This window comes from Paraburkholderia sp. FW306-2-2C-D06C (genome assembly GCF_058781505.1).
This window is the reverse complement of the sequence record NZ_JBYSWU010000051.1, coordinates 42,795-62,756: the sequence shown is the minus strand read 5'-3', so window position 1 is coordinate 62,756 and position 19,962 is coordinate 42,795. Positions and strand designations below refer to the sequence as shown.

Annotated in this window: 20 protein-coding genes; 9 read left to right on the top strand and 11 right to left on the bottom strand. The window is 59.9% G+C overall.

Annotated features, from left to right (window positions below; all coding sequences use genetic code 11):
• Both AC3WLT_RS29420 and AC3WLT_RS29415 read left to right on the top strand, forming a co-directional pair.
• The coding region (locus AC3WLT_RS29420) for a hypothetical protein (protein ID WP_492595166.1) at nt 1–292 on the top strand (292 nt) is incomplete at its 5' end.
• Between the two features lie 401 nt (nt 293–693).
• Nucleotides 694–1,497, top strand: a complete 804-nt coding sequence (locus AC3WLT_RS29415; RefSeq protein WP_492595165.1) for a YkgJ family cysteine cluster protein — start codon at nt 694–696, stop codon at nt 1,495–1,497.
• Between the two features lie 87 nt (nt 1,498–1,584).
• Here AC3WLT_RS29415 and AC3WLT_RS29410 read toward each other — a convergent pair whose 3' ends face one another.
• The 3 genes from AC3WLT_RS29410 to AC3WLT_RS29400 form a co-directional block, all read right to left on the bottom strand.
• Entirely contained in the window at nt 1,585–2,103 is a 519-nt protein-coding gene (locus AC3WLT_RS29410; protein WP_492595164.1) for a hypothetical protein, read from the bottom strand.
• A gap of 212 nt (nt 2,104–2,315) precedes the next feature.
• Nucleotides 2,316–2,795 (bottom strand): nuclear transport factor 2 family protein, encoded by a 480-nt coding sequence (locus AC3WLT_RS29405; RefSeq protein ID WP_492595163.1) that lies wholly within the window; start codon nt 2,793–2,795, stop codon nt 2,316–2,318.
• A 13-nt stretch (nt 2,796–2,808) separates the two neighbouring features.
• The gene (locus tag AC3WLT_RS29400) at nt 2,809–3,465 is read right to left on the bottom strand and encodes a TetR/AcrR family transcriptional regulator (protein ID WP_492595162.1); all 657 of its coding nucleotides are present in this window, start codon (nt 3,463–3,465) and stop codon (nt 2,809–2,811) included.
• Nucleotides 3,466–3,586: 121 nt separating this feature from the next.
• Here AC3WLT_RS29400 and AC3WLT_RS29395 point away from each other — a divergent pair, with 121 nt between their 5' ends.
• A complete protein-coding gene (locus tag AC3WLT_RS29395; protein ID WP_492595161.1) occupies nt 3,587–4,237 on the top strand; it encodes a YceI family protein in 651 nt (216 codons plus the stop codon).
• A gap of 69 nt (nt 4,238–4,306) precedes the next feature.
• Here AC3WLT_RS29395 and tdh read toward each other — a convergent pair whose 3' ends face one another.
• The gene (tdh, locus tag AC3WLT_RS29390) at nt 4,307–5,338 is read right to left on the bottom strand and encodes an L-threonine 3-dehydrogenase (RefSeq protein ID WP_492595160.1); all 1,032 of its coding nucleotides are present in this window, start codon (nt 5,336–5,338) and stop codon (nt 4,307–4,309) included.
• A 13-nt stretch (nt 5,339–5,351) separates the two neighbouring features.
• Nucleotides 5,352–6,551 carry a glycine C-acetyltransferase gene (locus AC3WLT_RS29385; RefSeq protein ID WP_492595159.1) on the bottom strand — a complete coding sequence of 400 codons (1,200 nt, stop codon included), beginning with the start codon at nt 6,549–6,551 and terminating at the stop codon, nt 5,352–5,354.
• 159 nt (nt 6,552–6,710) lie between these two features.
• On the opposite strand from AC3WLT_RS29385, the gene AC3WLT_RS29380 reads away from it, so the two are divergent.
• The 3 genes from AC3WLT_RS29380 (at nt 6,711) to AC3WLT_RS29370 (ending at nt 8,992) form a co-directional block, all read left to right on the top strand.
• Nucleotides 6,711–7,349: a helix-turn-helix domain-containing protein gene (locus AC3WLT_RS29380; RefSeq protein WP_492595158.1), complete on the top strand. Its 639-nt coding sequence runs from the start codon at nt 6,711–6,713 to the stop codon at nt 7,347–7,349.
• 105 nt (nt 7,350–7,454) lie between these two features.
• On the top strand, nt 7,455–7,853 hold the full coding sequence (locus tag AC3WLT_RS29375; RefSeq protein ID WP_492595157.1) for a DUF2471 family protein: 399 nt from the start codon (nt 7,455–7,457) through the stop codon (nt 7,851–7,853).
• Between the two features lie 56 nt (nt 7,854–7,909).
• Nucleotides 7,910–8,992 carry a tyrosine-type recombinase/integrase gene (locus AC3WLT_RS29370; protein ID WP_492595156.1) on the top strand — a complete coding sequence of 361 codons (1,083 nt, stop codon included), beginning with the start codon at nt 7,910–7,912 and terminating at the stop codon, nt 8,990–8,992.
• A gap of 73 nt (nt 8,993–9,065) precedes the next feature.
• Here the strand turns inward: AC3WLT_RS29370 and AC3WLT_RS29365 are convergent, their stop codons facing one another.
• Nucleotides 9,066–10,271: a DNA-binding protein gene (locus AC3WLT_RS29365; protein ID WP_492595155.1), complete on the bottom strand. Its 1,206-nt coding sequence runs from the start codon at nt 10,269–10,271 to the stop codon at nt 9,066–9,068.
• 2,137 nt (nt 10,272–12,408) lie between these two features.
• Here AC3WLT_RS29365 and AC3WLT_RS29360 point away from each other — a divergent pair.
• A complete protein-coding gene (locus AC3WLT_RS29360) occupies nt 12,409–13,758 on the top strand; it encodes a replication initiation protein (protein ID WP_492595154.1) in 1,350 nt (449 codons plus the stop codon).
• 52 nt (nt 13,759–13,810) lie between these two features.
• Here AC3WLT_RS29360 and AC3WLT_RS29355 read toward each other — a convergent pair whose 3' ends face one another.
• Both AC3WLT_RS29355 and parA read right to left on the bottom strand, forming a co-directional pair.
• Nucleotides 13,811–14,866 carry a ParB/RepB/Spo0J family partition protein gene (locus AC3WLT_RS29355; protein ID WP_492595153.1) on the bottom strand — a complete coding sequence of 352 codons (1,056 nt, stop codon included), beginning with the start codon at nt 14,864–14,866 and terminating at the stop codon, nt 13,811–13,813.
• Between the two features lie 24 nt (nt 14,867–14,890).
• Nucleotides 14,891–15,553 (bottom strand): ParA family partition ATPase, encoded by a 663-nt coding sequence (parA, locus tag AC3WLT_RS29350; protein WP_115101383.1) that lies wholly within the window; start codon nt 15,551–15,553, stop codon nt 14,891–14,893.
• 1,212 nt (nt 15,554–16,765) lie between these two features.
• On the opposite strand from parA, the gene arsC reads away from it, so the two are divergent.
• On the top strand, nt 16,766–17,125 hold the full coding sequence (gene arsC / locus AC3WLT_RS29345) for an arsenate reductase (glutaredoxin) (RefSeq protein ID WP_492595152.1): 360 nt from the start codon (nt 16,766–16,768) through the stop codon (nt 17,123–17,125).
• 18 nt (nt 17,126–17,143) lie between these two features.
• On the opposite strand, the gene AC3WLT_RS29340 is transcribed toward arsC, so the two are convergent.
• Entirely contained in the window at nt 17,144–18,127 is a 984-nt protein-coding gene (locus AC3WLT_RS29340) for a sulfonate ABC transporter substrate-binding protein (protein WP_492595151.1), read from the bottom strand.
• A 456-nt stretch (nt 18,128–18,583) separates the two neighbouring features.
• Between AC3WLT_RS29340 and AC3WLT_RS29335 the strand changes: the two genes are divergently transcribed.
• Nucleotides 18,584–18,874 (top strand): DUF1272 domain-containing protein, encoded by a 291-nt coding sequence (locus AC3WLT_RS29335; RefSeq protein WP_492595150.1) that lies wholly within the window; start codon nt 18,584–18,586, stop codon nt 18,872–18,874.
• 67 nt (nt 18,875–18,941) lie between these two features.
• Here AC3WLT_RS29335 and AC3WLT_RS29330 read toward each other — a convergent pair whose 3' ends face one another.
• A complete protein-coding gene (locus AC3WLT_RS29330) occupies nt 18,942–19,145 on the bottom strand; it encodes a zf-HC2 domain-containing protein (protein WP_492595149.1) in 204 nt (67 codons plus the stop codon).
• Nucleotides 19,132–19,740: an RNA polymerase factor sigma-70 gene (locus AC3WLT_RS29325; RefSeq protein ID WP_492595148.1), complete on the bottom strand. Its 609-nt coding sequence runs from the start codon at nt 19,738–19,740 to the stop codon at nt 19,132–19,134. Before AC3WLT_RS29325 ends, AC3WLT_RS29330 begins: the two co-directional genes overlap by 14 nt.
• Between the last annotated feature and the right edge of the window lie 222 nt (nt 19,741–19,962).

Sequence of the window (19,962 nt, the reverse complement as noted above, 5' to 3'; positions counted from 1 at the left end):
GCCCCAACCCGGAGGCGGCCCCCACCAGCATCCGCTCAAGGTTGCGGTCAGGGCGGCCAGCGCCGCGATTGCCAACAGCTTTTTCATGCCTTCTCCTTCGATGGATCAATGGTCACGCAGCGTCGCCGCTCAGGTAGCGGCGCGGCGCGTCATCCGCAACTTATCAACCAGCGAAGGATCATGTTTTACGAAGCCGTTACAACCACGACAAAGCCTGGCCTCCAGGGTGGTGCCGGCCTGCCGTCTGCGTGCCCGCGAATGTAGCGCTCGCGGGATTCGCGGGATCACGTAACGCAAATTGAAGCGCTCACGCTTTGTTTATAGATGGAAGCGGATGTAAGGAGATTGGCGGATTCTTCCGGCCTTGCGTTGCTTTGCTTGAAGGTGAGATTTCGAACGCTTGATGCGTCACCGTCAGCGGGTATGAGGCGGACTTCCTGGAAATCCTCACCATCCTGGAACGGCTCACCTCTCGCCGACATCGCACCATCTCCTGGAATTCCTCACCATCCCCCTTTCGCGAACGTCTTATCCACCGCCAGAAAAATTATTGTCCGAACCCATTGTAAGAATCGCGCCTCTGCTACGACTAAGTCGAACGCTGTGTCTTATGGCGATAGCTCAACGATCTCCAGGCTATCGCCACAACAACAGGCACAATCGGATGGTCCAAGAGGCAAAGGAGCTTGGCGGATGAATATCGACTTCGGCTGCACAATGTGCGGCAAATGTTGTCACGACCTTCGATTACCGTTGACGGTAGCCGAAGCTATCAGCTGGCTAAAGCGCGGCCACCAGGTTCAGCTATTCCTCGAGGCTATCCCGTGGCCCGAAGAACCTGCCCACGATAACTTGATAGCGGCACACAAACGCCGGCGCTCGTTTCCCGCCTCAAGCGGTTCTCTGCCTATACGGATCGTGGCGCTGATTGTCGCCGCGTTTGATGGCCCGTGTCCGAACCTCGAAGAAGATATGCAGTGCAGCGCTTACGAAAGCCGCCCGCTGGTATGCCGCGTCTATCCGGCGGAGATTAACCCATTCATTCCTTTGAGCCCGGACCAGAAGGCGTGTCCGCCCGAAGCGTGGATACATGCCACCTCACCGCTACTTAGGCAGGGACAAATCGTCGATGCGAAAATCGCAGCGTTGATCGCAGAGTCGCGCAACACAGATGCTGCCGAAGTAGATGTCAAGGCCGCTCTCTGCGAGACACTCGGAATCGCCACCGCGGCGCTGGGCAACGAAGGTTTTGTCGTGTACTCGCCAGACGCATCCGCTCTGTTGAACGCTCTCGAATCGGCCCCGGCGACTGTCGCGCCAGTGCGGTCAGCGTCATGGCGATTCGTGTCGAATAGAAGCGCGACCGTCGACGCGCTACGCTCTGTCGATGCGGTCGCGTCGGAGACGTCGGCCTGGGAAACCGATTCAGCCGAATTCCTGGGCTTTTTTCCAGACGACTTGATGGGAAGCGCCGGGCATGTCAGTTTGCCAAACTGAAGACCCAGATGGGAAGTCGCAACTTTTTTGTCACAAGAACCGTCGTTTCAAAAAGTCGCGACGTATTTGCGAATTGAGAACAGCCACCTAGAACTTCACCTTCACCTGAAACCCGATCGTGAACGGAAGATGGTCCGAAGGAATCGGCGGAATCACGATGAAGTTCGCCCCAACGCGCTTGTATTCGACCATCACGATCGGCGCAACCACGGGTCCGATCGTATGGTCGCGACCCAGGCCCCAGTTGCCGTAGTTGTAGCCCGAGATGATCCCGCCGATCGCCGCAATCCGGACGATGCCCCAGTGCGCGAAGTCAGGCGACCAGACGCCGCCGCCATAGTACGAAGGTCGCCGCAGCGAATTGCGAAAGCCGCCGGCGGTCAGCGCCCATCGGTTGTTGAGCCAGCATTCGACGCCAGGCCCTGGATTGAACTCTTCGAAATGGGTGTTTGGGTCGGGTTTGATGTGATACGAACCGAGCATCAGGTCGCCCCATATGCCGCCCTCGCACCAGTTGCTCGCATGTGCCGCGGACACCGCCGCGAAACTCGCAACGAGCGCCACAGCGGTGCGCCGGACATTCCTCTTTATCTGCCGAAATTGCATGTGTTCTCCGTCACCGGTCGAGCGCCGGTGTCATCCGCGTTCTGGGTATTCCTGCTTGCCGTCCGTCGCGCACTGTACCTCAACCCGCTTACGCGAAGTGGAGGACACGCTCGGGCGCCCGGGCACAGGAGGTGCCCCGCGGCGCAAACACAACAATAACGGAGAACCAATGGCAGAGCGGTGAACGCACGGCGCGCGTTCACCTTGAGGGTTCAGAGCCCGAGGTCGGAGAGGCCCGGATGATCGTCGGGACGGCGGCCCAGCGGCCAGTGATACAAACGGTCCGATGCGCGGATCGGCAAATCGTTGATGCTTGCGTGACGACGCGCCATTAACCCATGTTCGTCGAATTCCCAGTTTTCGTTGCCGTAAGAACGGAACCAGTTGTTCGAATCGTCATGCCATTCGTACGCAAAGCGCACCGCGATGCGGTTATCGGTAAACGCCCATAGCTCCTTGATCAACCGATAGTCGAGTTCCTTCGCCCATTTACGGCGCAGCAGTCCGACGATCTCCGCGCGGCCGTGCGTGAACTCGGCGCGGTTGCGCCACACGCTGTCAGGCGTGTAGGCAAGCGACACGCGTTCGGGATCGCGGGTATTCCAGCCGTCTTCCGCAGCGCGCACTTTCTGGATCGCGGTTTCGCGCGTGAACGGTGGCAGCGGCGGGCGGGTTTCGATCGGGTCGGCCATGATGGCTCCTCAGTCAGGTTGCGGTTCGCCGGGATGGCGAGCGGTTGTTGGCAGATTTGCCGGCGGGTTCGATGGCGAGCAACGCTTCGGCTGCGGCGCGCGCGTCGAGCGCGGCGTCGGACTCGCCGCTCACCAGCGCGACGGCAATCGCGCCATCGAGCAGGATCAGCCATTGGCGCGACAGCCGCGCGACGCGGCGACCGTCCATGCCGGATTCCAACGCGTATTCATCGCACTGCGTTCGCACAAAAGCCAACAGGCGTTCCTTGTGCTCACGCGCGACGATCCGGATCGGATCGTCAGCGGAGGCGATCTCGCCGGCCGCGTTCAGAAACGCACAGCCGTGAAAATCCTCCGACGCGAACCATTCGCGCAGCACGTCGAACATGCCGAGCAGGCGTTTGCGCGCGGTCTTGCCATGCCCCTGCGTGCCCGCGATGAACCAGTTCATCCAGCGTTCGTCGCGCCGCTCGAGCGCTGCGGCGACGAGTGCATCTTTCGATTCAAAATGCGTGTAGAAGCTTTTGCGCGCGGTGCCGGACTGCTTGACGATCGCGTCCACGCCGGTTGCATGAATGCCGCCCGCGTAGATCAATGCTTCGGCAGCATCGAGCAGCCGTTCGCGCGCACTGCCCGGCGCCAGGGATTCAGTTTCAGTTTGCGTAGCCATGCGCGGATGGTAGAACGATCATTCTCCTCCGTCAAGTTTCTACTTGCGTTTGCGCGCTTTTTGCGGTCTGAGTACGCTAACTGCTATCGTGATGACGATTGGGCTAACCGGGACGAACTTCATGAGCACTTCCACTGTCCGCGCAACGTTCATGCGCGCGTTGCTCAGCGCAGCACTGCTGACGCCGATGGCCTGTACGCCGCTGCAAGTACTCACGCACACGGTCAGCCAGAGCGAGGCGCGGGTGCCGGCTGGCCGCTATGAACTCGATCGGGACCATTGCAGCATTACCTTCGACGTCGATCACCTCAAGTATTCGCGCTTCACGATGCGTTTCGATCGCAGGCAGGGTCAGCTCGACTGGAATGAAGGCGGCCTGGACAAAAGCGCGGTAACCGTGACGATCGACGCGGCGAGCATCGACACGAATGTGCCGGTGCTCGACAAGATGGTGAAAAGCGCCAGCATGCTCGACGTGTCGCGCTTTCCGCAGTTGCGTTTTGTCAGCACGCACTTCGAGCGCACCGGCGAATCGCGCGGCACGCTGACCGGCACTCTGACGATTCGCGACGTCACGCAGCCGGTTACGCTGGATGTGACCTTCAACGGTTTCGCACCCGATCCGCTAACGAAAAAAGACACGCTCGGTTTTTCCGCAGACGGTCATTTCAGCCGCGCGAAGTTCGGTTTGTCGACGTGGTATCCGGCCGTCGGCGACGATATCCACGTGCGCATTCAGGCCGAGTTCGCTAAAACGCCCGCAGGCGCATGAGCGCGGTGCGGGCGTTTCATCTGGACTGCTGCGGTTTGGCAGCGTCGTTGTTTTAGCTTAGGTGACGGTTCACGCGGCGCTCCAGTCGAGAATCACCTTGCCGCTCTCTCCCGATAGCATCGTGGCGAACGCCTGTTGATAATCGTCGACCTTGAAATGGTGCGTGAGGATCGGCGACAGGTCCAAGCCGCTTTGCAGCATCGCCACCATCTTGTACCAGGTTTCGAACATCTCACGGCCATAAATGCCCTTGATTTCGAGACCCTTGAAGATCACCTCGGTCCAGTCGATCGCGGTTTGCGCCGGCGGAATGCCGAGCAGCGCGATCTTGCCGCCGTGGTTCATCGCTTCGAGCATGCTGGTGAAAGCGCTTGGCACCCCTGACATTTCCAGCCCTACGTCGAAGCCTTCAGTCATGTGCAAATCGGCCATCACGTCGCGCAGCGTTTCGCGCGATACGTTCACCGCACGCGTGGCGCCCATTTTGCGCGCGAGTTCGAGCCGGTAGTCGTTGACGTCGGTAATCACGACGTTGCGCGCGCCCACGTGTTTTGCAATCGCCACCGCCATGATGCCGATCGGGCCCGCGCCGGTAATCAGCACGTCTTCGCCAACCAGGTTGAACGACAGCGCGGTATGCGTGGCGTTACCGAATGGATCGAAGATCGCGGCGAGGTCGTCGGAAATCTCAGGCGGAATCTTGAACGCGTTGAAGGCGGGAATCACCAGATACTCGGCGAACGCGCCTTCCCGATTCACGCCGACGCCCACTGTGTTGCGGCATAGATGCCGGCGCCCCGCGCGACAGTTACGACAGAAACCGCAGGTGATATGTCCTTCACCCGACACGCGGTCGCCGATCGCAAAGCCGCGCACTTCCTGGCCCATTTCGACGATTTCGCCGACGTATTCGTGGCCGACGTGCATCGGTACCGGAATCGTTTTTTGCGCCCAGTCGTCCCATTTCCAGATGTGGATGTCGGTGCCGCAAATCGCGGTGCGCGTGATGCGGATCATCACGTCGTTGTGGCCGACTTCGGGTTTCTTGACGTCCGTGAGCGTGAGGCCCGGTGCGCGTTCGAGTTTTGCCAATGCTTTCATGTGCGCCTCCGCTTCAGATGATGCCGAGTTGACGGCCGACGCGCGCGAATGCATCCACGGCGCGGTCGATCTGTTCGGGCGTATGCGCGGCGCTCATCTGCGTGCGGATGCGCGCGCGGCCTTTCGGCACCACCGGGAACGAGAAGCCGATCACGTAGACGCCTTCCTTCAACAACGCATCGGCCATGTTCGACGCGAGTTGCGCGTCGCCGAGCATGACCGGAATGATCGGGTGTTCGCCCGGTACGAGCGTGAAGCCGAGCGCGTTCATCGCGCGGCGGAAATGTGCGCCGTTTTCACGCACGCGTGCGCGCAGTTGCGCGCCTTCGTCGCTCGCCAGCAGTTCGAGTACCTTCAGCGATGCAGCGGCGATGCTCGGCGTCAGCGTGTTGGAGAACAGATAGGGACGCGAGCGTTGGCGCAGCAAATCGACAACCTCCTGGCGCGCGGCGACATAGCCGCCCGATGCGCCGCCCAGCGCTTTGCCGAGCGTACCGGTAATGATGTCGACGCGCGCGAGCACGCCGCAATGTTCCGGCGTGCCGCGCCCGTGTTCACCGACAAAGCCGACTGCGTGCGAGTCGTCGACCATCACCAGCGCGCCGTAGCGGTCGGCGAGATCGCAGATGCCCGCGAGGTCGGCGATGATGCCGTCCATCGAGAACACGCCGTCGGTCGCGATCAGCTTGAAGCGCGCACCGGCGGCGTCGGCTTCCTGCAGTTTGGCTTCGAGATCGGCGAGGTCGTTGTTCTTGTAGCGAAAGCGCTTCGCTTTGGACAGCCGCACGCCGTCGATAATGCTGGCGTGATTCAACTCGTCGCTGATGATCGCGTCGGACTCGTCGAGCAGCGTTTCGAACAGGCCGCCGTTCGCATCGAAACAGCTCGAATAGAGGATGCAGTCGTCAGTTTGCAGGAAGGCCGCGAGCGCTTTTTCGAGTTCCTTGTGCACGGTCTGCGTGCCGCAAATGAAGCGCACCGACGCCATGCCGAAGCCGTCTTTGTCCAACCCTTCTTTGGCGGCCTCGATCAGGCGTTCGTCATTGGCGAGGCCCAGATAGTTGTTCGCGCAGAAATTCAGCACGTCGGCGCCATTCGCGAGACGGACGTCGGCCGACTGCGGACTCGCGATCACGCGCTCGCTCTTGTAAAAACCGTCGGCACGGATCTGCTCGAGGGTGCCGCGCAGATGGGCGAGGTAAAGGTCACGCATGAAGCAGGCTCCTGAAAGGGGGTAGCGCCCGCGGCCGGCATGTCCGGCACTTGCGGCCACGGGGCGGCCTGTTATAGTCAGTGTCAGTTTTATCGGATATTTTCGTTTTTTCGAACTAAAATCCGGTATACCGAACAACTCTAAACGATAGGTCAGTAAATGGCAAGTTCGGGGACCCGCCGCGCCGCAGTCAAGGCCGCACCCAGCGCGACACCCACTTCAGGCTCGGCCTCGGTCGCGGCGATCGCGGCGCCGCCGCGCGTCGGCGAGCAGATTCAGCGCTTGCGCGCCGAACGGCGCATGACGCTCGACGACTTGTCGCGCGCGGCCGGCGTGTCGAAATCCATGCTATCGGAAATCGAGCGCGACAAGGCGAATCCGACGATTGCGGTCGCCTGGCGCCTGACTAACGCACTCGGCGTCAGTCTCGATTCACTGTTCGCGCCGCAAAAGACACCGGAAGCGATCGCCGTGTCCGGCCCGCATGACATTCCCACTTTGAGCGGGCACGACGCCAAGTATCAGTTGCGCGTGTGGGGGCCGATCGAGTTGGCCGGCAAGTTCGAGTGGTACGAGCTGACGCTGCAGGCGGGCGGGGCGCTGGTGTCGAACGCGCACGAACCGGGCACGCGCGAGCATCTGACCGTGCTGCAGGGATCGATCGAAATCGAGGCGGCCGGCGCGACGAAGCGGCTGAAGGCGGCGGACACGGCGCGCTACGTCGCCGACGAGCCGCACGCGATTCGCAACGCCGGCAAAGGCGAGGCGAAAGCGCTGCTAGTGGTGATCCACGGCTGAGCGCCGGGCGCACCATTGCAGGCGGTTGGCGGAATTGGCCATTCGGTCGAGGTTGCGCGCGACACTGTATATTTGTACAGTATAGGGCATCGATTGGAGCCGATAATGAACGACCTCACCACCGCCCATGCCGACCACGATCTGGCAGCGCTGCGCTTTCAAACCGCGGCGCGCGACCTCGAACATATCGTGCGCAATATTGCCGCGCGCTACATCGTGCAGCAGGTGCCGCTCACGTGGCGGCTGCTGCACGCGGTCGAAGCTGAGGCGTTGGCGGATCTTGGCTTTGCCAGCCGCCATGACGCATTGATGCTGGGCTTGTTTCAACGGCCGTCCGACTTGCCTTATCCCGAAACGGACGAGGCAGTGGACTTCGGTACGTCGACTGCGTTGCCGGCTGTGTTCGCGTTTGCGGTGTCGGCCTATGAAGAGGCGTCACGGCGCGCCGCACAAGCCGTTTCCGACAATTCTTCGCCCAAACGGGCGCGGGCATGGGGCGGCTGAGCTGTATTTTCATCAGTTGCGACCTACAATGTGCGCAACTAACGGAAAGATAGCCTATGTCCCCTCCTCATCTGTCCGACCCGGCCGCACGCCCGGCGCCATCTACCGATCTCTTCGATCAGGCACGCGAAGACTGGCGCCGCGACCCGCAAATTGCCTTCGACGCCTGGCTCGCCAAACAGCATTTCAGGCGTTCGTCCGCAGAGGTCTATCAAGCGCAATGGGGATCGTTCCTCGATTGGCTTGCGCTTCGCCACAAGAGCCTCGTGACAGTCGACACGCAGACGATCGCCGAATTCGTTGCCGGGCTGGCGATTAGAAAAACACAACGGGTCAGGTATTTGCGCCTGATTGAACGGGTGCTGGACCACGTTCGCGAGGTCGAGTCGGCGTCGACCAATCCTGCGCGCTTCATTGCTCAAGACGGAGAAGCCGCGTGGCGAAACGCGCGCGATAACGAGCCAACCGGTTTTCTCAGCCATCCTGAACGTGCCGCACTGATTGCGCATCTGTTTTCGCCTTTGACGGCTTTGTCCGCCGCACAACGCTGGAGAGAGCGGCGCGATCGTGCGTTGATTGCGGTATTTCTCGGTGGCGGATTGAAGACGGGCGAAGCCGCGGTACTAACGATTAGTTGCGTAAATGCGGGCTCACCGTGGGTCACGATCGAGTCGGCGAATCCGATGCTGACGCGCCGTACCCGGCTCGCGCCGTTCGCGGTTGCAATCCTCGATGCATGGCTCGCTGAGCGGCGGCTCTCTGAACTGGCCGGCAACCTGGTCTTTCCCGCATCGCCTTCAGGACGGCCGATGCATAAGGCAACAATGTTGCGAGCTGTCGACGCGCTGATCGACGCCGCCGGAATCGCCGCATCCAGAACATCGCGCGCGAGTCCGCAAACATTGCGCAATACCTTCGCCGCGGATCTGTTCGAAAGCGGTGTCGAGGCTGAGCTGGTCGGGCAATGGCTGGGATTTGTACAGGTGGTGTCCGCGAACCGGTTGTATCGAGCATGGCAGACATGGGCGGATCAGCAGGATCCACCGGTCACCGATGCGCCGGATCCTGCCGCGCCGCCACTGCCCGCGCCTAGGCGCGACGGACGTTTGACGAGGAAAGCAGGGGTGGGCGAGTCCTGAAAATCCTCACGCCCGAGGTCCCGAATTTCCTCACCTTTGGCCATTTATCTGCTATTGCACCCGCGTCGAACCGTCATGGCGACGCGGCCATCGATCCTTTCGACAAAAACCGGCTGACCGCCTCCAGACGGGACTCGCCGGGCCCGGACGAGTGGTCGCACTCCGGACACTGCAATTCGTAGCGGTGATCCTCTTGCGATAGCTCGGGCTCACCTTCTTCGCATTTCGGGCATCGCAGCGGCAGCGTGACATGACCGTCGGCCGCCGTGCCGATTACTGTCAACTCGTCAGTTGTAAGCCGGCCGGCTTCGACGAGCGAGCACAGCAGACCGGCGACTGCGGGATTCATGCCTTGCTGGCCGCGCAACTCGGCGATTTCTTTCGTCAAAGCATCCAGTTCGTCGGACTGCTCGCGCATTTGCGCGTCCAGCCGATCGCCACGTGCCTTGGCTGCGGCGATTTGCTGGATGAAATCGAACTCCTTGCGACTCGCATCGCGTACCCCCGACTGGTAGGTAGCCGCCATGCTGCGCAAGGAATCCAGTTCGACCAACATTGGCTTGACGCGCCGCTCTGCTTCGGCAACCGCGTCTTTGATCTGTTGCGCATAGTGTTCGGTGCTTTGGCGCAATTCGACATGTAATGCATCGATCCGGTCGCGGAGCGTCGCGTTGGTTGACTGCTCGCTGTCCAGACGCTGGCGAAGTGCTTCATTTTCACGCTCGAGTCGTTGCACCGTTGCCTGTAAGCCTTCTTGATGGGCGGTGCCGTGCGTGGCGGCGCTGGACAGCTCGGCTTCAAGCGCCCGAACCCGCTCCCATGCAACGTCGGCTCGCAGTTCGCCACGTTTGACCGCTTCTTCCGATGCGTCGCGGCGAATCTCCGCTTCTCGTATGCGCTGTTCAGCAGCGGCAATGTGCGCACGAATTTCCTCGCGCTCCTCGTCGAGCGTTGAACGGGCATGTGCGACGGCTTCTTCGAAGAGGGCGCCCAATAATTCTCCGGCCCGGTCTTCAAGTGCTTTCGGAATGGCGCCGGCCCCGACTTTTATGCGCGACACATTTCTGATGCGCTCCCAAAAACCATCAATGTCTTTGGGAATGTCGCTTGCACTACCTGTTTGGGTCAGGTCGCGGACGGCAGCCATCGACGGACGAATTCCAAGATCAAAAAAAAGTCGCTTGCAGGCGTGAAGCGATAGTTCCTGGCGCCGAGCGCCGCTTACCCGCATTGCTTCAAGCTCGTCACGTATGGCTCGACGTTCTTCGTCCAGATTCATTTATTTACACCTCAATGTCGCTCGAATCGGATGAATCATAACAATTTACGTATTGTTTGATACGTATTTGTGCGTGTCGGTTAAGTTTGAGTGAATTGAGGTGCTTTACCAGTGCAGATAGGTCAACGGATTGGGGCAGGGCTGCTTTTTTCGTGAAACAAAACTAAGAGTAGCCAATAAGCTCTTGTAAAGAAAGAAGTTTTAGGGCTCGTTCAATGATCGCGCACTGTTTCACGAACGCTAGCTGATGGCTAGATGGTGGGAAGGGCCTTGTCCGAAGGACACGCGGGGAAAATTCTAGAGAGTAATAAAAGTAAACACCTTTGAACCCATGTTAAAAACGTTAACGCCACCGCAAAGCCTTACGTGGCAGGGCTTCCAGCCTGTCAAGGTGAAGCTTTGCGGGAGTGGTGGTGAGGTTCTGCGGGAGTGTTGAGTGATGGGGTTCGGGGACGTCGGTGAGCGGGTCCGGGACAGGACGTGAGCGGGTTCAGGAGCCGCTACAAAAGTGGAGTTTAGCCAAAGGTGAGATTTTGCGGGACCTGACGGGCGCAGATCGCCCGGCAGCTCTCGAAAGTGTGTCTGAGGTGCGGCCGGGCTCGAGGTGAGCGCTTTCGGGACCACTCTGGACCCTATTTTTAGACCTTATTTGGACCCCTCGAATCCCATTGGTGAGCCGAGACGGGACAAAACGCGAACCGTAGGTGAGATTTTTCGGGAGCATGGGGCGTTTTTGCCTCAAATCTAGGCACGCAGGCGGCTAAGGTGAGTGTTTGCGGGAGGCGTGCCGCGTTTTGAGTGGAAATCGGCCGGAGCCGTTAATGGAATCGACAGTGACCTTTTGGCAAAGGTGAGCGAATTCGGGAGACAAGGGTTGGGGCGATCCGCGTGTCAAAAATTAGCCCGTTTTGAGTCCAAGGTGAGGTTTTTCAGGAGCACTTTTAAGGGCTTGTGATTGTTAAGGTGAGGAAATACGGGACCAAAATCGTCATCCCTGGCCGGAAATGCGCTACAGGCGTTGTCGGACGCAGTCGGGTTTTGCCGCTGCGGAATTCGAATGGTGAGGTTTTTCGGGACCTTTGAGGCAGCACTCAGTGGCTGCTGGATTCATGGAAAAACTGCGGAAGGTGAGGGAATTCGGGAGGGGGTGATTGCGTTGCTGGCCAAGTCACATACCTAAGTGGCTGAATATATGGATAAATTTTTCATCATCGGGCAATGGTGAGGTTTTTCGGGGGATGCGTGGCGTGTTGCGGATCAACCCGAGTTGCACCCGATGGTGAGGTTTTTCGGGAGCATCTAACGCTGCTTTTATCGGCTGTCAGGCCTGAGGGCCGCGCCAATTCGAGCGTTGAACAGGCTGAAAGGTGAGCTTTTTCGGGTGAACCTGTCGTGCACTCACTCTCAAGCATCGACGAGAGGGAGCGCTTGCCGGCTATTTCATCTCCCTTTGCCCGGTTAGGCATGTTGCAATATGTGCCGCGGAGGCACGCTGTGCCATCGACGGCCTATGCGACGACGACGTTCGCTCGTGCGCCGCATGTCTTTATTCGGAGCAGTACGGTGCGCAGCGGTTGATCGAGTAGACGCCGGCACCGGCGTCAGCCCCAACTGCGCCAATGCGGCGCGGGACCGGGGAGCACGGGTCTTCCGGTGGGGGCGCATGTCATCCTGTTCTCCCGTACGCGACGGCAGTCCAGACCACTGGCGTCGCTCGTGACAAAGCGGAGTGTCGCCGTCAACTCTGGGGCTGATGCCAAATGTGTGGCGTGGCTCTTCCCTGCCCCACAATGCGAGGGCAAGGCACAAAACTTCCGCCGCGCTAATTCGACGCGAGTTCACCCCACACACAACGTGCCTAAAGTCAAAATTCCTGAGATTTTTTTAAGGTGAGCAGATACGGGATCGAATGCCTCCCGTTCGCGGCAGGTCCGGAATTGGTCGATATTTCCAGACGCCGCGACCTGCAAGGATGCCCCGAACCTGGCGCGAAACGCTTGAGGTGAGGGTTTTCGGGAGTTGCTCGAGGTGAGTTGCGGTTCGTAAACTCACTTCACCAGGAACGGTGAGACTCTCGCTATAGACGTGTATCACCGCAGCCGGTATGCTCTCGCCAAATCCCTCCTCGACCCGACGCATGGCCACGAAGCGCGCGAAGAAGACCGATGTAGTGAGCCCGAGTTCGGCCGAATTGCGAAAGGCCGTCGAGGCGATCGCTATTCAGCCCAAGAGCGGCAAAATCACGCTCCTCACCCGTAAGCTGTTCAATGTGCTTCTCGCCGTCGCTCAGCAAGCGGACGAGTCCGGCGACACTTATCGGGCCCTGCTGTCCGACATCGTCGCCAATTCGGCGTTCGATTCAAATGACACCGCGCTCGTGAAGGAGCACTTGCGGCGCATGGTGTCGGTGCAGGTCGAATGGAGTACCGGCACGTCAAGTCAGAAGCCAGGCCGGAAATGGGGTATCTCCACGCTGATCGCCGACGCGGAAATTCTCGAAGACCCCACCACACGCCGCGTGTGGGTCGAGTTTTCGTTTGCGCCGAAAATCAAGAAGAAGCTGCTCGACCCGGTTCAGTACGCACGCTTGAGTCTGCAATTCCAGAGCCAGTTGCGCAGCAGCGCGGGCCTTGCGCTCTACGAAATCTGCGTGCGCTACCTGACGAACCCGAGCCATCTGACGATGCGCGAATCGTGGGAATGGTGGCGCCCGATCCTCTCCGGCACGCCTGACACGGAAGCCGGCGACGAAGCGAAACGCGAGTACAAGTATTTCAAACGCGATTACCTGCGTCCGGCAATCGCCGAAGTGAACGCGGTCACCAACATCTTCGTCGAGTTGATCGAACACCGCGAAGGGCGGCGGGTCGCCGAGATCCAGTTCCGCGTGACGGAGCGCAAGCAGCCGATGCTCGCGCTCGACGAACATCCGAACGTGTTCGACAGCACGCTGGTCGACCGGATGGTGAAGATCGGCATCCCGCTGAAGGAAGCACAAACGCTATACGCTGATAGCGAAGAAAATCGTATTCGCGCAGCTTTGCAAATGACTGAGCAACGCATGCGCAGCACGTCGTTGCCGGCGGTGCGCAGCGCGCCTGCGCTGTTCAAGGATGCGTTGAAGAAAGGCTATGCGCCGCCGGTCGAGGCGTTGCCGTCCGTCGGCGGGGGCAAGGCGGCGGTGGCTGCGCCAGCAGACGATCTGAAAGCCCGTCTGCTTGGCGAGTACTCGGCGTATCGGCGCAAGGAAGCGCGCGAGCTGTACGACGAACAAGGCGAGTCTGAGCGGGAGATCGCGCGGCAGTCGTTTGAAGAAGATGAATTGCCGGGGCTCGGCACACACATGCGGGACGATTGGCGTCGGCGCGGACTGGATTCGAAGATTGTCGAAACGGCGTTCTTCGAGTGGCTGGCTCACAAGACGTGGGGCGAGCCCACCGACGGCGATCTGCTCGCCTTCACGCTGAGCCAATCGCGCGCGGCATAATCCTTCGCAGGACGGCGGCAATACTTCAACGCCGCCGTAACCTGCTCTTCTCTTATTTCAGCATCTGTTCAATCTGACGAAGGATGTCGTCGCGCTTTTCGCGTGAAAGACCCTTCAGGCGGAGTTCGATTCGATCGTCGCCATACGATTTCAGATCGCCGACCGAAACACCCCCGAGCTTGATTTCCAGACGCTGCGCATAGCGCTGCCGGCCCGCCGGTTTCGCGCTTTCCTGCGCGCTTGCTCGGCCCTTCACGATGTCGGCGACTTGCCGCGTGCTCAGATCGTCCGAGAGGATTTTGTTGATCAGACGCAGCGTCGCGTCGGCACCACGGGCGGTGTGATAGCGGCCCACCTGGTAGGCCATGTTCGAGCCGAACCGGTCTGGCCTCGCGACCATCTCATGCATCACCACCTCGGGCAGCTTCGCAATCGACAGGGCAACGGCAACGGTCGACTCATCGAGTCCAAGGTGTTCGGCGAGCTCTTTCTGGCTCTGGAAATGTCGATCCTCCAGAAAGCGCTTCCAGACGACAGCGTTGTCGAATACCGTCTGCGAATCGCGTTGGACATTGAGGTCGTAGCCGAGTTTGTAGCTTTGAATGCCGATCGGCAGATCGATGACGATGGCCTTCACCGATTCCTTGTTCGCTTCCTTCAATGCCCGGACGCGCCGGCCGCCATCGCTGACAAAGTACGTGCCGGGATTGTCGTAATCAGGAATGACGTGAATGGCTTGTTGTTGTCCCTGCTTGGCCAGATTGACGGCGAGCTCGGCAATCGACGACTTCAGATAGAAATGCCGGGGATTGAACGGACTCGGCTTGATCGTCTTGAGCGGGAGGTCGATGACCTGGCCCGGCCGGTAGCCGTGCTCGATGCGCCATGCGCGGTAGGCCGCTGATTCATTGGCGGTGTCAACCGAATCGACTTCCGCGACGACCTGAGGCATTACGGGCGGGTTCACGCGGCTAGGCACATTGCTACTGTTGGGGCCATTCTTAACCAGACCGTCGATCGCATTCAGGCGGTCGAGGGCGGTTCGCTTTTCGCTGCTGGTCGTATCAGGACGTGCTTGAAAGCCTTTGGCGAATTGGGAGGGTTTCATTCAGGGTCCTTTATGCGCATAAATTCACGGAAGCAAGGCGGCGATTTCGTTGGCACACGCCCGTATTTCGATGCCGGCGAGCTTGGCGCCGCGATCGTTCATCTGAAGCACGGTCTGCCCTAACGCCATCGCCTGCTTGTACGCTTCGCGGGTCGGGATTTGGGTTTTGAGTAGCGGGAATCCCAGCTCTTCTAACGCGCGCTTCAGTTCACGCGTCAGCATTCGCTTCTCTTCGGTCTTATTGAGCAGGAAGACTGCGCGCAGGTCCTCGTTCATCACCTGGGCTTGCTGGACGAGTTTGACCAGACCGACACTCGACCAATAGTCCGCAGGCGACGACGAGGTCGGAATAACCGCGACGCTCGCTGCGAGCAATACAACGCCGGATACTTTCTCGGTAATGGAGGGCGGACAGTCGACCACGATGATGTCGTAGTCACTGACGAACTTCTTGATCTCGCGATGGATTTGGCTGCCGGCTTCGGAGAGATTGACGACCGGAAACGGGATGCCGGATTCGCCGTCGGATGAGGCACTGGCCCAATGGATCAGTGTGTTTTGACCATCCGCGTCGACGACGAGGACGCGTTTGCCTTTCTCATGGAATGCAGCGCCGAGGTGCATCGCGATTGTGCTCTTCCCGACCCCGCCCTTTTGCTGAGTTACCGCGATGATTTCTGCAGCCAATCTTCACCTCCTCTTTTTAGACGCAGATGGATTTTACCTGGATGAATTCGTATTTCAATCGTTTTTGTGTAAACACACGAAGGATTAGCCATCTGGGATAGGTTTATGCGCATAAAGGATGGAGGCGTCGAAGTCGTCGTGTGAACGCCGTGAGGCGATGTGGATGGGATGAGCCGCGCGCGCTCTTCCGGAATACTCCAGAGGCGGCCGTTTTTGCGTCAGTTTGATGCTGCCCGTAGCTGGAATACCTGTGACGTTTTGGGTTAGCGATTCGATCGGACGACTGGCAGATCTTTATGCGCATAAATGCGCCTTCCGAAATCACCTTTGACGGCACTGTATTGTGCGCGGCAGCCTGACGTATCGTCTCGGTGGCGATGTGGCGATGACAGCAGCAGAATCGCTGTTCGCCCTTGCCGAGCAGGCCTGATTCAACGGCCTGAGAAATACCGGCGGCACTTAAGATGGGGCACGCGTCAATTGCGAGGCTCGCGTGAAAAGTCCGCACTTTTTGCGCATAAAGCCGATGCACTTCCCAGCAGTGCAAGCAGCCGTTTCTACACTACCTCTTATGCACTGTGCCTCGCCTTTACCCTGTCATCGGACGCGAGAAGCGGGTATCCGTTTGTGTCCCTGTCCCTTGCTCGCGTTGAGCAAGACAATCCGTGTCCCATTGGCACCGTGGCAGGCAATCCGAAGCGTCGCCGATAGGTCTGACACGCGCATTGTCCCGACCTCAATCCCGGAGCGGCATTCTCAATCAGAGGGTAAATGCAAAGTGCAATCTGCCCTTTCATAGTTCACTGCTGACCGGGTTTCCCCGCGCCATGTCGCCAACCGCTTTCCGGCAACATCACGTACTGTGCGCCGTGCACCGAAGATCCAACTGCTGCCGACCCGTACACCACCGTTCCGGACGCGACTCATCAAGTCGTCATCAAAACGCAGTCATTCGCACTGGAGGAAGAAAAATAAATCGAACAGAAAATATAGCGTTAAGGTGACCGGGGCGATCCGGACCTGTCACGGGCGTAAAGACCGGCCCCACGGAAAGCGCTACACCCGCTCGACCCGAAGACCATCTCCCACCCGCGATCAATCGCGCACAAGCCCATCGACAATCTGGGCCCCACCAACGACCAACCCGCCGCTCACAGCCGCTAAAATTCACCACGAAAAAATACCCAGTAACCGCGACCAGCCAAAACGACCATGATCACCATCTATCACAACCCCCGCTGTTCAAAATCGCGTGCCGCTTGCGACCTGATCGCAAGCACTTGCAACAGCACAAACGAACCAACGGAAATCGTCGAATATCTGAAACAGCCGCTCACGATTGCCCAACTCAAGCAACTCAACGCACAGCTAGGTTGTACGGTCCGCGAGATTATCCGGGACACAGAAGCCGAATACAAAGAACTTCAGCTCTCCGATCTCACGCTGAGCGACGCTCAGTTATACGAAGCAGTGGCAAAGCATCCGATCCTTTTGCAACGACCCATCGTCGTGCGAAACGGGCGGGCCGTGATTGGCCGCCCGCCAGAAAATGTCAAAGCGCTGTTTGCCTGACTGTCCAAACGCAATGATCTAGGCCTTCGCAGCCAGCACAGCGTCCTTCGTTACGATCTTCGTCGGGATGATGCGCAGCTCGTTGAACGTGTCGGCGATACGCTGCTGTTCGGCGAGCACCTTCGCGTCGACAGGTTTGTAGATATGCGCGTAGTGGCGCAATCCGGCCTCGATCACATCCGCATCGAGGCCCTGTATCGGCGCAAGCTGCGCGGCTGCCTCGCTGTAATGGCCGCGCACCCACGTGCCTTCTTTTCCGACTTCATCTATTACGATTGCGAGCACGTCGCCGTTTTGCTGCGCGAACGGCCGTGCGCTCAGGAAGAACTGGTGGTGGTTCACGATGCCTTCGGCGTCGGTGAGCAAGCGCGCGTTCGATTGCCGTTTCGCCGCTTCGAGGAACGGGTCCCAGATGGCCCATGCGTCGATCGCGCCGCGTTCGAAGGCCGCGCGCGCGTCGGCGGGAGGCAGATGGACGGGCTGGATTTCGCTGTACTTCACGCCGGCCTTTTCCAGCGCAGCGACCAGGAACCAGTGAACGTCCGAACCCTTGTTGAAGGCGATTTTCTTGCCCTTCAGATCGGCGAGCGTTTTGATCCGTGCGTCCTGATGCACGAGGATGCCTTCAGCATGCGGAGTCGGAATCTCGTACGCGGTGTAGACGAAGTTGGCGCCGGCCGCTTGCGCGAAGACCGGCGGCGCTTCGCCGACATAACCGAAGTCGATGGCGCCGACATTCAAGCCTTCGAGCAACTGCGGCCCGGCTGGAAACTCGCTCCATTTGACTGTGATACCGAGCGGCGCGAGCCGCTTTTCGAGCGTGCCGTGCGCCTTGAGCAGCACCAGCGTGTTGGCTGCTTTCTGGTAGCCGATGCGAAATTCCTTCGCATGCGCATCGGCCGCGAAGGCTGTGGTGGAGGCGAGGGGCAGGGCCGCGGCGGCCAGCGAAGCGCCCACGCCGGCGATAAACGCGCGGCGCGTAAGTAACGGATGACGGGACATAAAAGTGGTCGTTAAAAAGACGGACGCAAAACGGACCGATTGCCACCGACGATAAGCCGTCCGCAAACCTGGACGAACCGATAAATTCGCATAAGCAAATCACGCCGGAGATGTTCCACATCGCGGCTTCATGGCCGCTCCCGCCGTCTGCCGGCTTCGCTGCGTCAGGTTGGTAGTGGTCGCAGCAATCGGCGGCATCCGCGTTGCCGCGGCTGCGTCAATAGACCAAAGCGGACATCGTGCGTCTGATTGGCGGCGAGCGGGCGCGGTGGCAGGAATTGACGCGCAGTTGTCGATTCTGCATCGCGCTCGCCGCTTACACTGCGTCATCCGGCAAGTGCGGCAAGTGCGGCAAGTGCGGCAAGTGCGGCAAGTGCGGCAAGTGCGGCAAGTGCGGCAAGTGCGGCAAGCGCGGTATTAGCGCCCGCTTTCCCCTCTCGATACGGAGCCAGAACCATGCTTGAACTGAGACCATCCTGCGAAGGATGTGGCAAATCACTGCCGCCGAACGCGCCCGACGCGATGATCTGCACGTACGAATGCACGTTCTGCGAAGTGTGCGCGCTCAGCACGCTACGCAACGTATGCCCGAACTGCGGCGGCAATTTCCAGCATCGGCCGATCCGCACGCGGGCGCAACTCGCCAAACATCCTGCGCGCACCGAACCGCATCCCGTCGCTATCGACGAAGCGTCGCACGCGAGTTTCTTTGAGCGCTACCGCAACACGCCGCCGGGCGAACGCTAAGCGAGGCGCCCGGCCGATGCGCCGCCAACGCGCAGATGCTGGCCGCGCATTGACCGAATCAATCGCATCACTCATCGGCACCGGCCGCGCCCGGCACTTCGATCCCGCTCGCCGCGTGCGCGGCCACGCGCAGCAGGCGGATCTGTTTGCGATAGTTGCGGCAGCCGCTGCAGGTCGGCAGATGCAGCCGGATCGCGACCCATTCGCCGGTCGTCAACCGACGGTCGAGCGCGTCGGACAGCAGACGCGTGATGTTCTTACACTTCCCCATTCGCATCCTCTCTGGATAGGCCCTTTTCGCTCAGGCAGGTGCGCAAGCGCAGCCGCGCCCGGTAGATCAGCACGCTGCAATGATTGGCGGTCATCTGCAATTCGGCACAGATGGCCTCGGTATCGAGATCGAGGAATTCGCGCATCATGAACACGCGCCCGATGTGTTCGGGCAGATGTTCGAGGCACATTTCGAACAACGTCCAGAACTGCTGCTGACGCAGCGCGGTTTCGGGCGTCGGCCACGGTTGCGGCTTGCTCTCGCGCGACCAGTGGCCGTTGTCCTTGAACAGCTCCCGATCGAGCAGCGCCTCGCCGTCGAGTTCGGATTCGAGCGCCGAGAGGTTCACCGTGCGCTGCCGCGCGCGCAAGGTATCGACGAGCTTGTGCCGCAGGATGCCGAACACCCACGTCTTGTGTTCCGACTGGGCCGCGAACCGGTCAGCTTGCGTCCATGCGGCGGCCAGTGCTTCCTGCACGGCGTCTTCGGCGGCTGCGGCATCGCGCAGTTGCAGACGGGCGAAGCGCAACAGGTCGCGCCGCAACTGCGTCAGATAGGCGGGATCGTCGAGCGCCGGCCCGCTTATCTGCGCCATGACGCGCTCCGTCGTCGCGCCGACGGCTGCCGCACGTCTTCTATTGAATCGTTGTGGTTCATGAGCGGGTGAGGTTCCTTGCGCTATTTTTGGACTCGTGCGCCATTCTCGCGCACGTTCCTGCACAAGCGAATTGGTATTGAACATGTGCCCGCCAGAAAGCGATGACCCGATGACCTTAGTCGGAGCGGCAAGGCGTTTATGACAGCGAAAAACATTATT

Excerpts from the sequence above, each read along its gene's own strand:
- AC3WLT_RS29415 (WP_492595165.1), top strand. The coding sequence starts at position 694 with ATGAATATCGACTTCGGCTGCACAATGTGCGGCAAATGTTGTCACGAC.
- AC3WLT_RS29410 (WP_492595164.1), bottom strand. The coding sequence starts at position 2,103 with ATGCAATTTCGGCAGATAAAGAGGAATGTCCGGCGCACCGCTGTGGCG.
- AC3WLT_RS29405 (WP_492595163.1), bottom strand. The coding sequence starts at position 2,795 with ATGGCCGACCCGATCGAAACCCGCCCGCCGCTGCCACCGTTCACGCGC.
- AC3WLT_RS29400 (WP_492595162.1), bottom strand. The coding sequence starts at position 3,465 with ATGGCTACGCAAACTGAAACTGAATCCCTGGCGCCGGGCAGTGCGCGC.
- AC3WLT_RS29395 (WP_492595161.1), top strand. The coding sequence starts at position 3,587 with ATGAGCACTTCCACTGTCCGCGCAACGTTCATGCGCGCGTTGCTCAGC.
- tdh (WP_492595160.1), bottom strand. The coding sequence starts at position 5,338 with ATGAAAGCATTGGCAAAACTCGAACGCGCACCGGGCCTCACGCTCACG.
- AC3WLT_RS29385 (WP_492595159.1), bottom strand. The coding sequence starts at position 6,551 with ATGCGTGACCTTTACCTCGCCCATCTGCGCGGCACCCTCGAGCAGATC.
- AC3WLT_RS29380 (WP_492595158.1), top strand. The coding sequence starts at position 6,711 with ATGGCAAGTTCGGGGACCCGCCGCGCCGCAGTCAAGGCCGCACCCAGC.
- AC3WLT_RS29375 (WP_492595157.1), top strand. The coding sequence starts at position 7,455 with ATGAACGACCTCACCACCGCCCATGCCGACCACGATCTGGCAGCGCTG.
- AC3WLT_RS29370 (WP_492595156.1), top strand. The coding sequence starts at position 7,910 with ATGTCCCCTCCTCATCTGTCCGACCCGGCCGCACGCCCGGCGCCATCT.
- AC3WLT_RS29365 (WP_492595155.1), bottom strand. The coding sequence starts at position 10,271 with ATGAATCTGGACGAAGAACGTCGAGCCATACGTGACGAGCTTGAAGCA.
- AC3WLT_RS29360 (WP_492595154.1), top strand. The coding sequence starts at position 12,409 with ATGGCCACGAAGCGCGCGAAGAAGACCGATGTAGTGAGCCCGAGTTCG.
- AC3WLT_RS29355 (WP_492595153.1), bottom strand. The coding sequence starts at position 14,866 with ATGAAACCCTCCCAATTCGCCAAAGGCTTTCAAGCACGTCCTGATACG.
- arsC (WP_492595152.1), top strand. The coding sequence starts at position 16,766 with ATGATCACCATCTATCACAACCCCCGCTGTTCAAAATCGCGTGCCGCT.
- AC3WLT_RS29340 (WP_492595151.1), bottom strand. The coding sequence starts at position 18,127 with ATGTCCCGTCATCCGTTACTTACGCGCCGCGCGTTTATCGCCGGCGTG.
- AC3WLT_RS29335 (WP_492595150.1), top strand. The coding sequence starts at position 18,584 with ATGCTTGAACTGAGACCATCCTGCGAAGGATGTGGCAAATCACTGCCG.
- AC3WLT_RS29330 (WP_492595149.1), bottom strand. The coding sequence starts at position 19,145 with ATGGGGAAGTGTAAGAACATCACGCGTCTGCTGTCCGACGCGCTCGAC.
- AC3WLT_RS29325 (WP_492595148.1), bottom strand. The coding sequence starts at position 19,740 with ATGGCGCAGATAAGCGGGCCGGCGCTCGACGATCCCGCCTATCTGACG.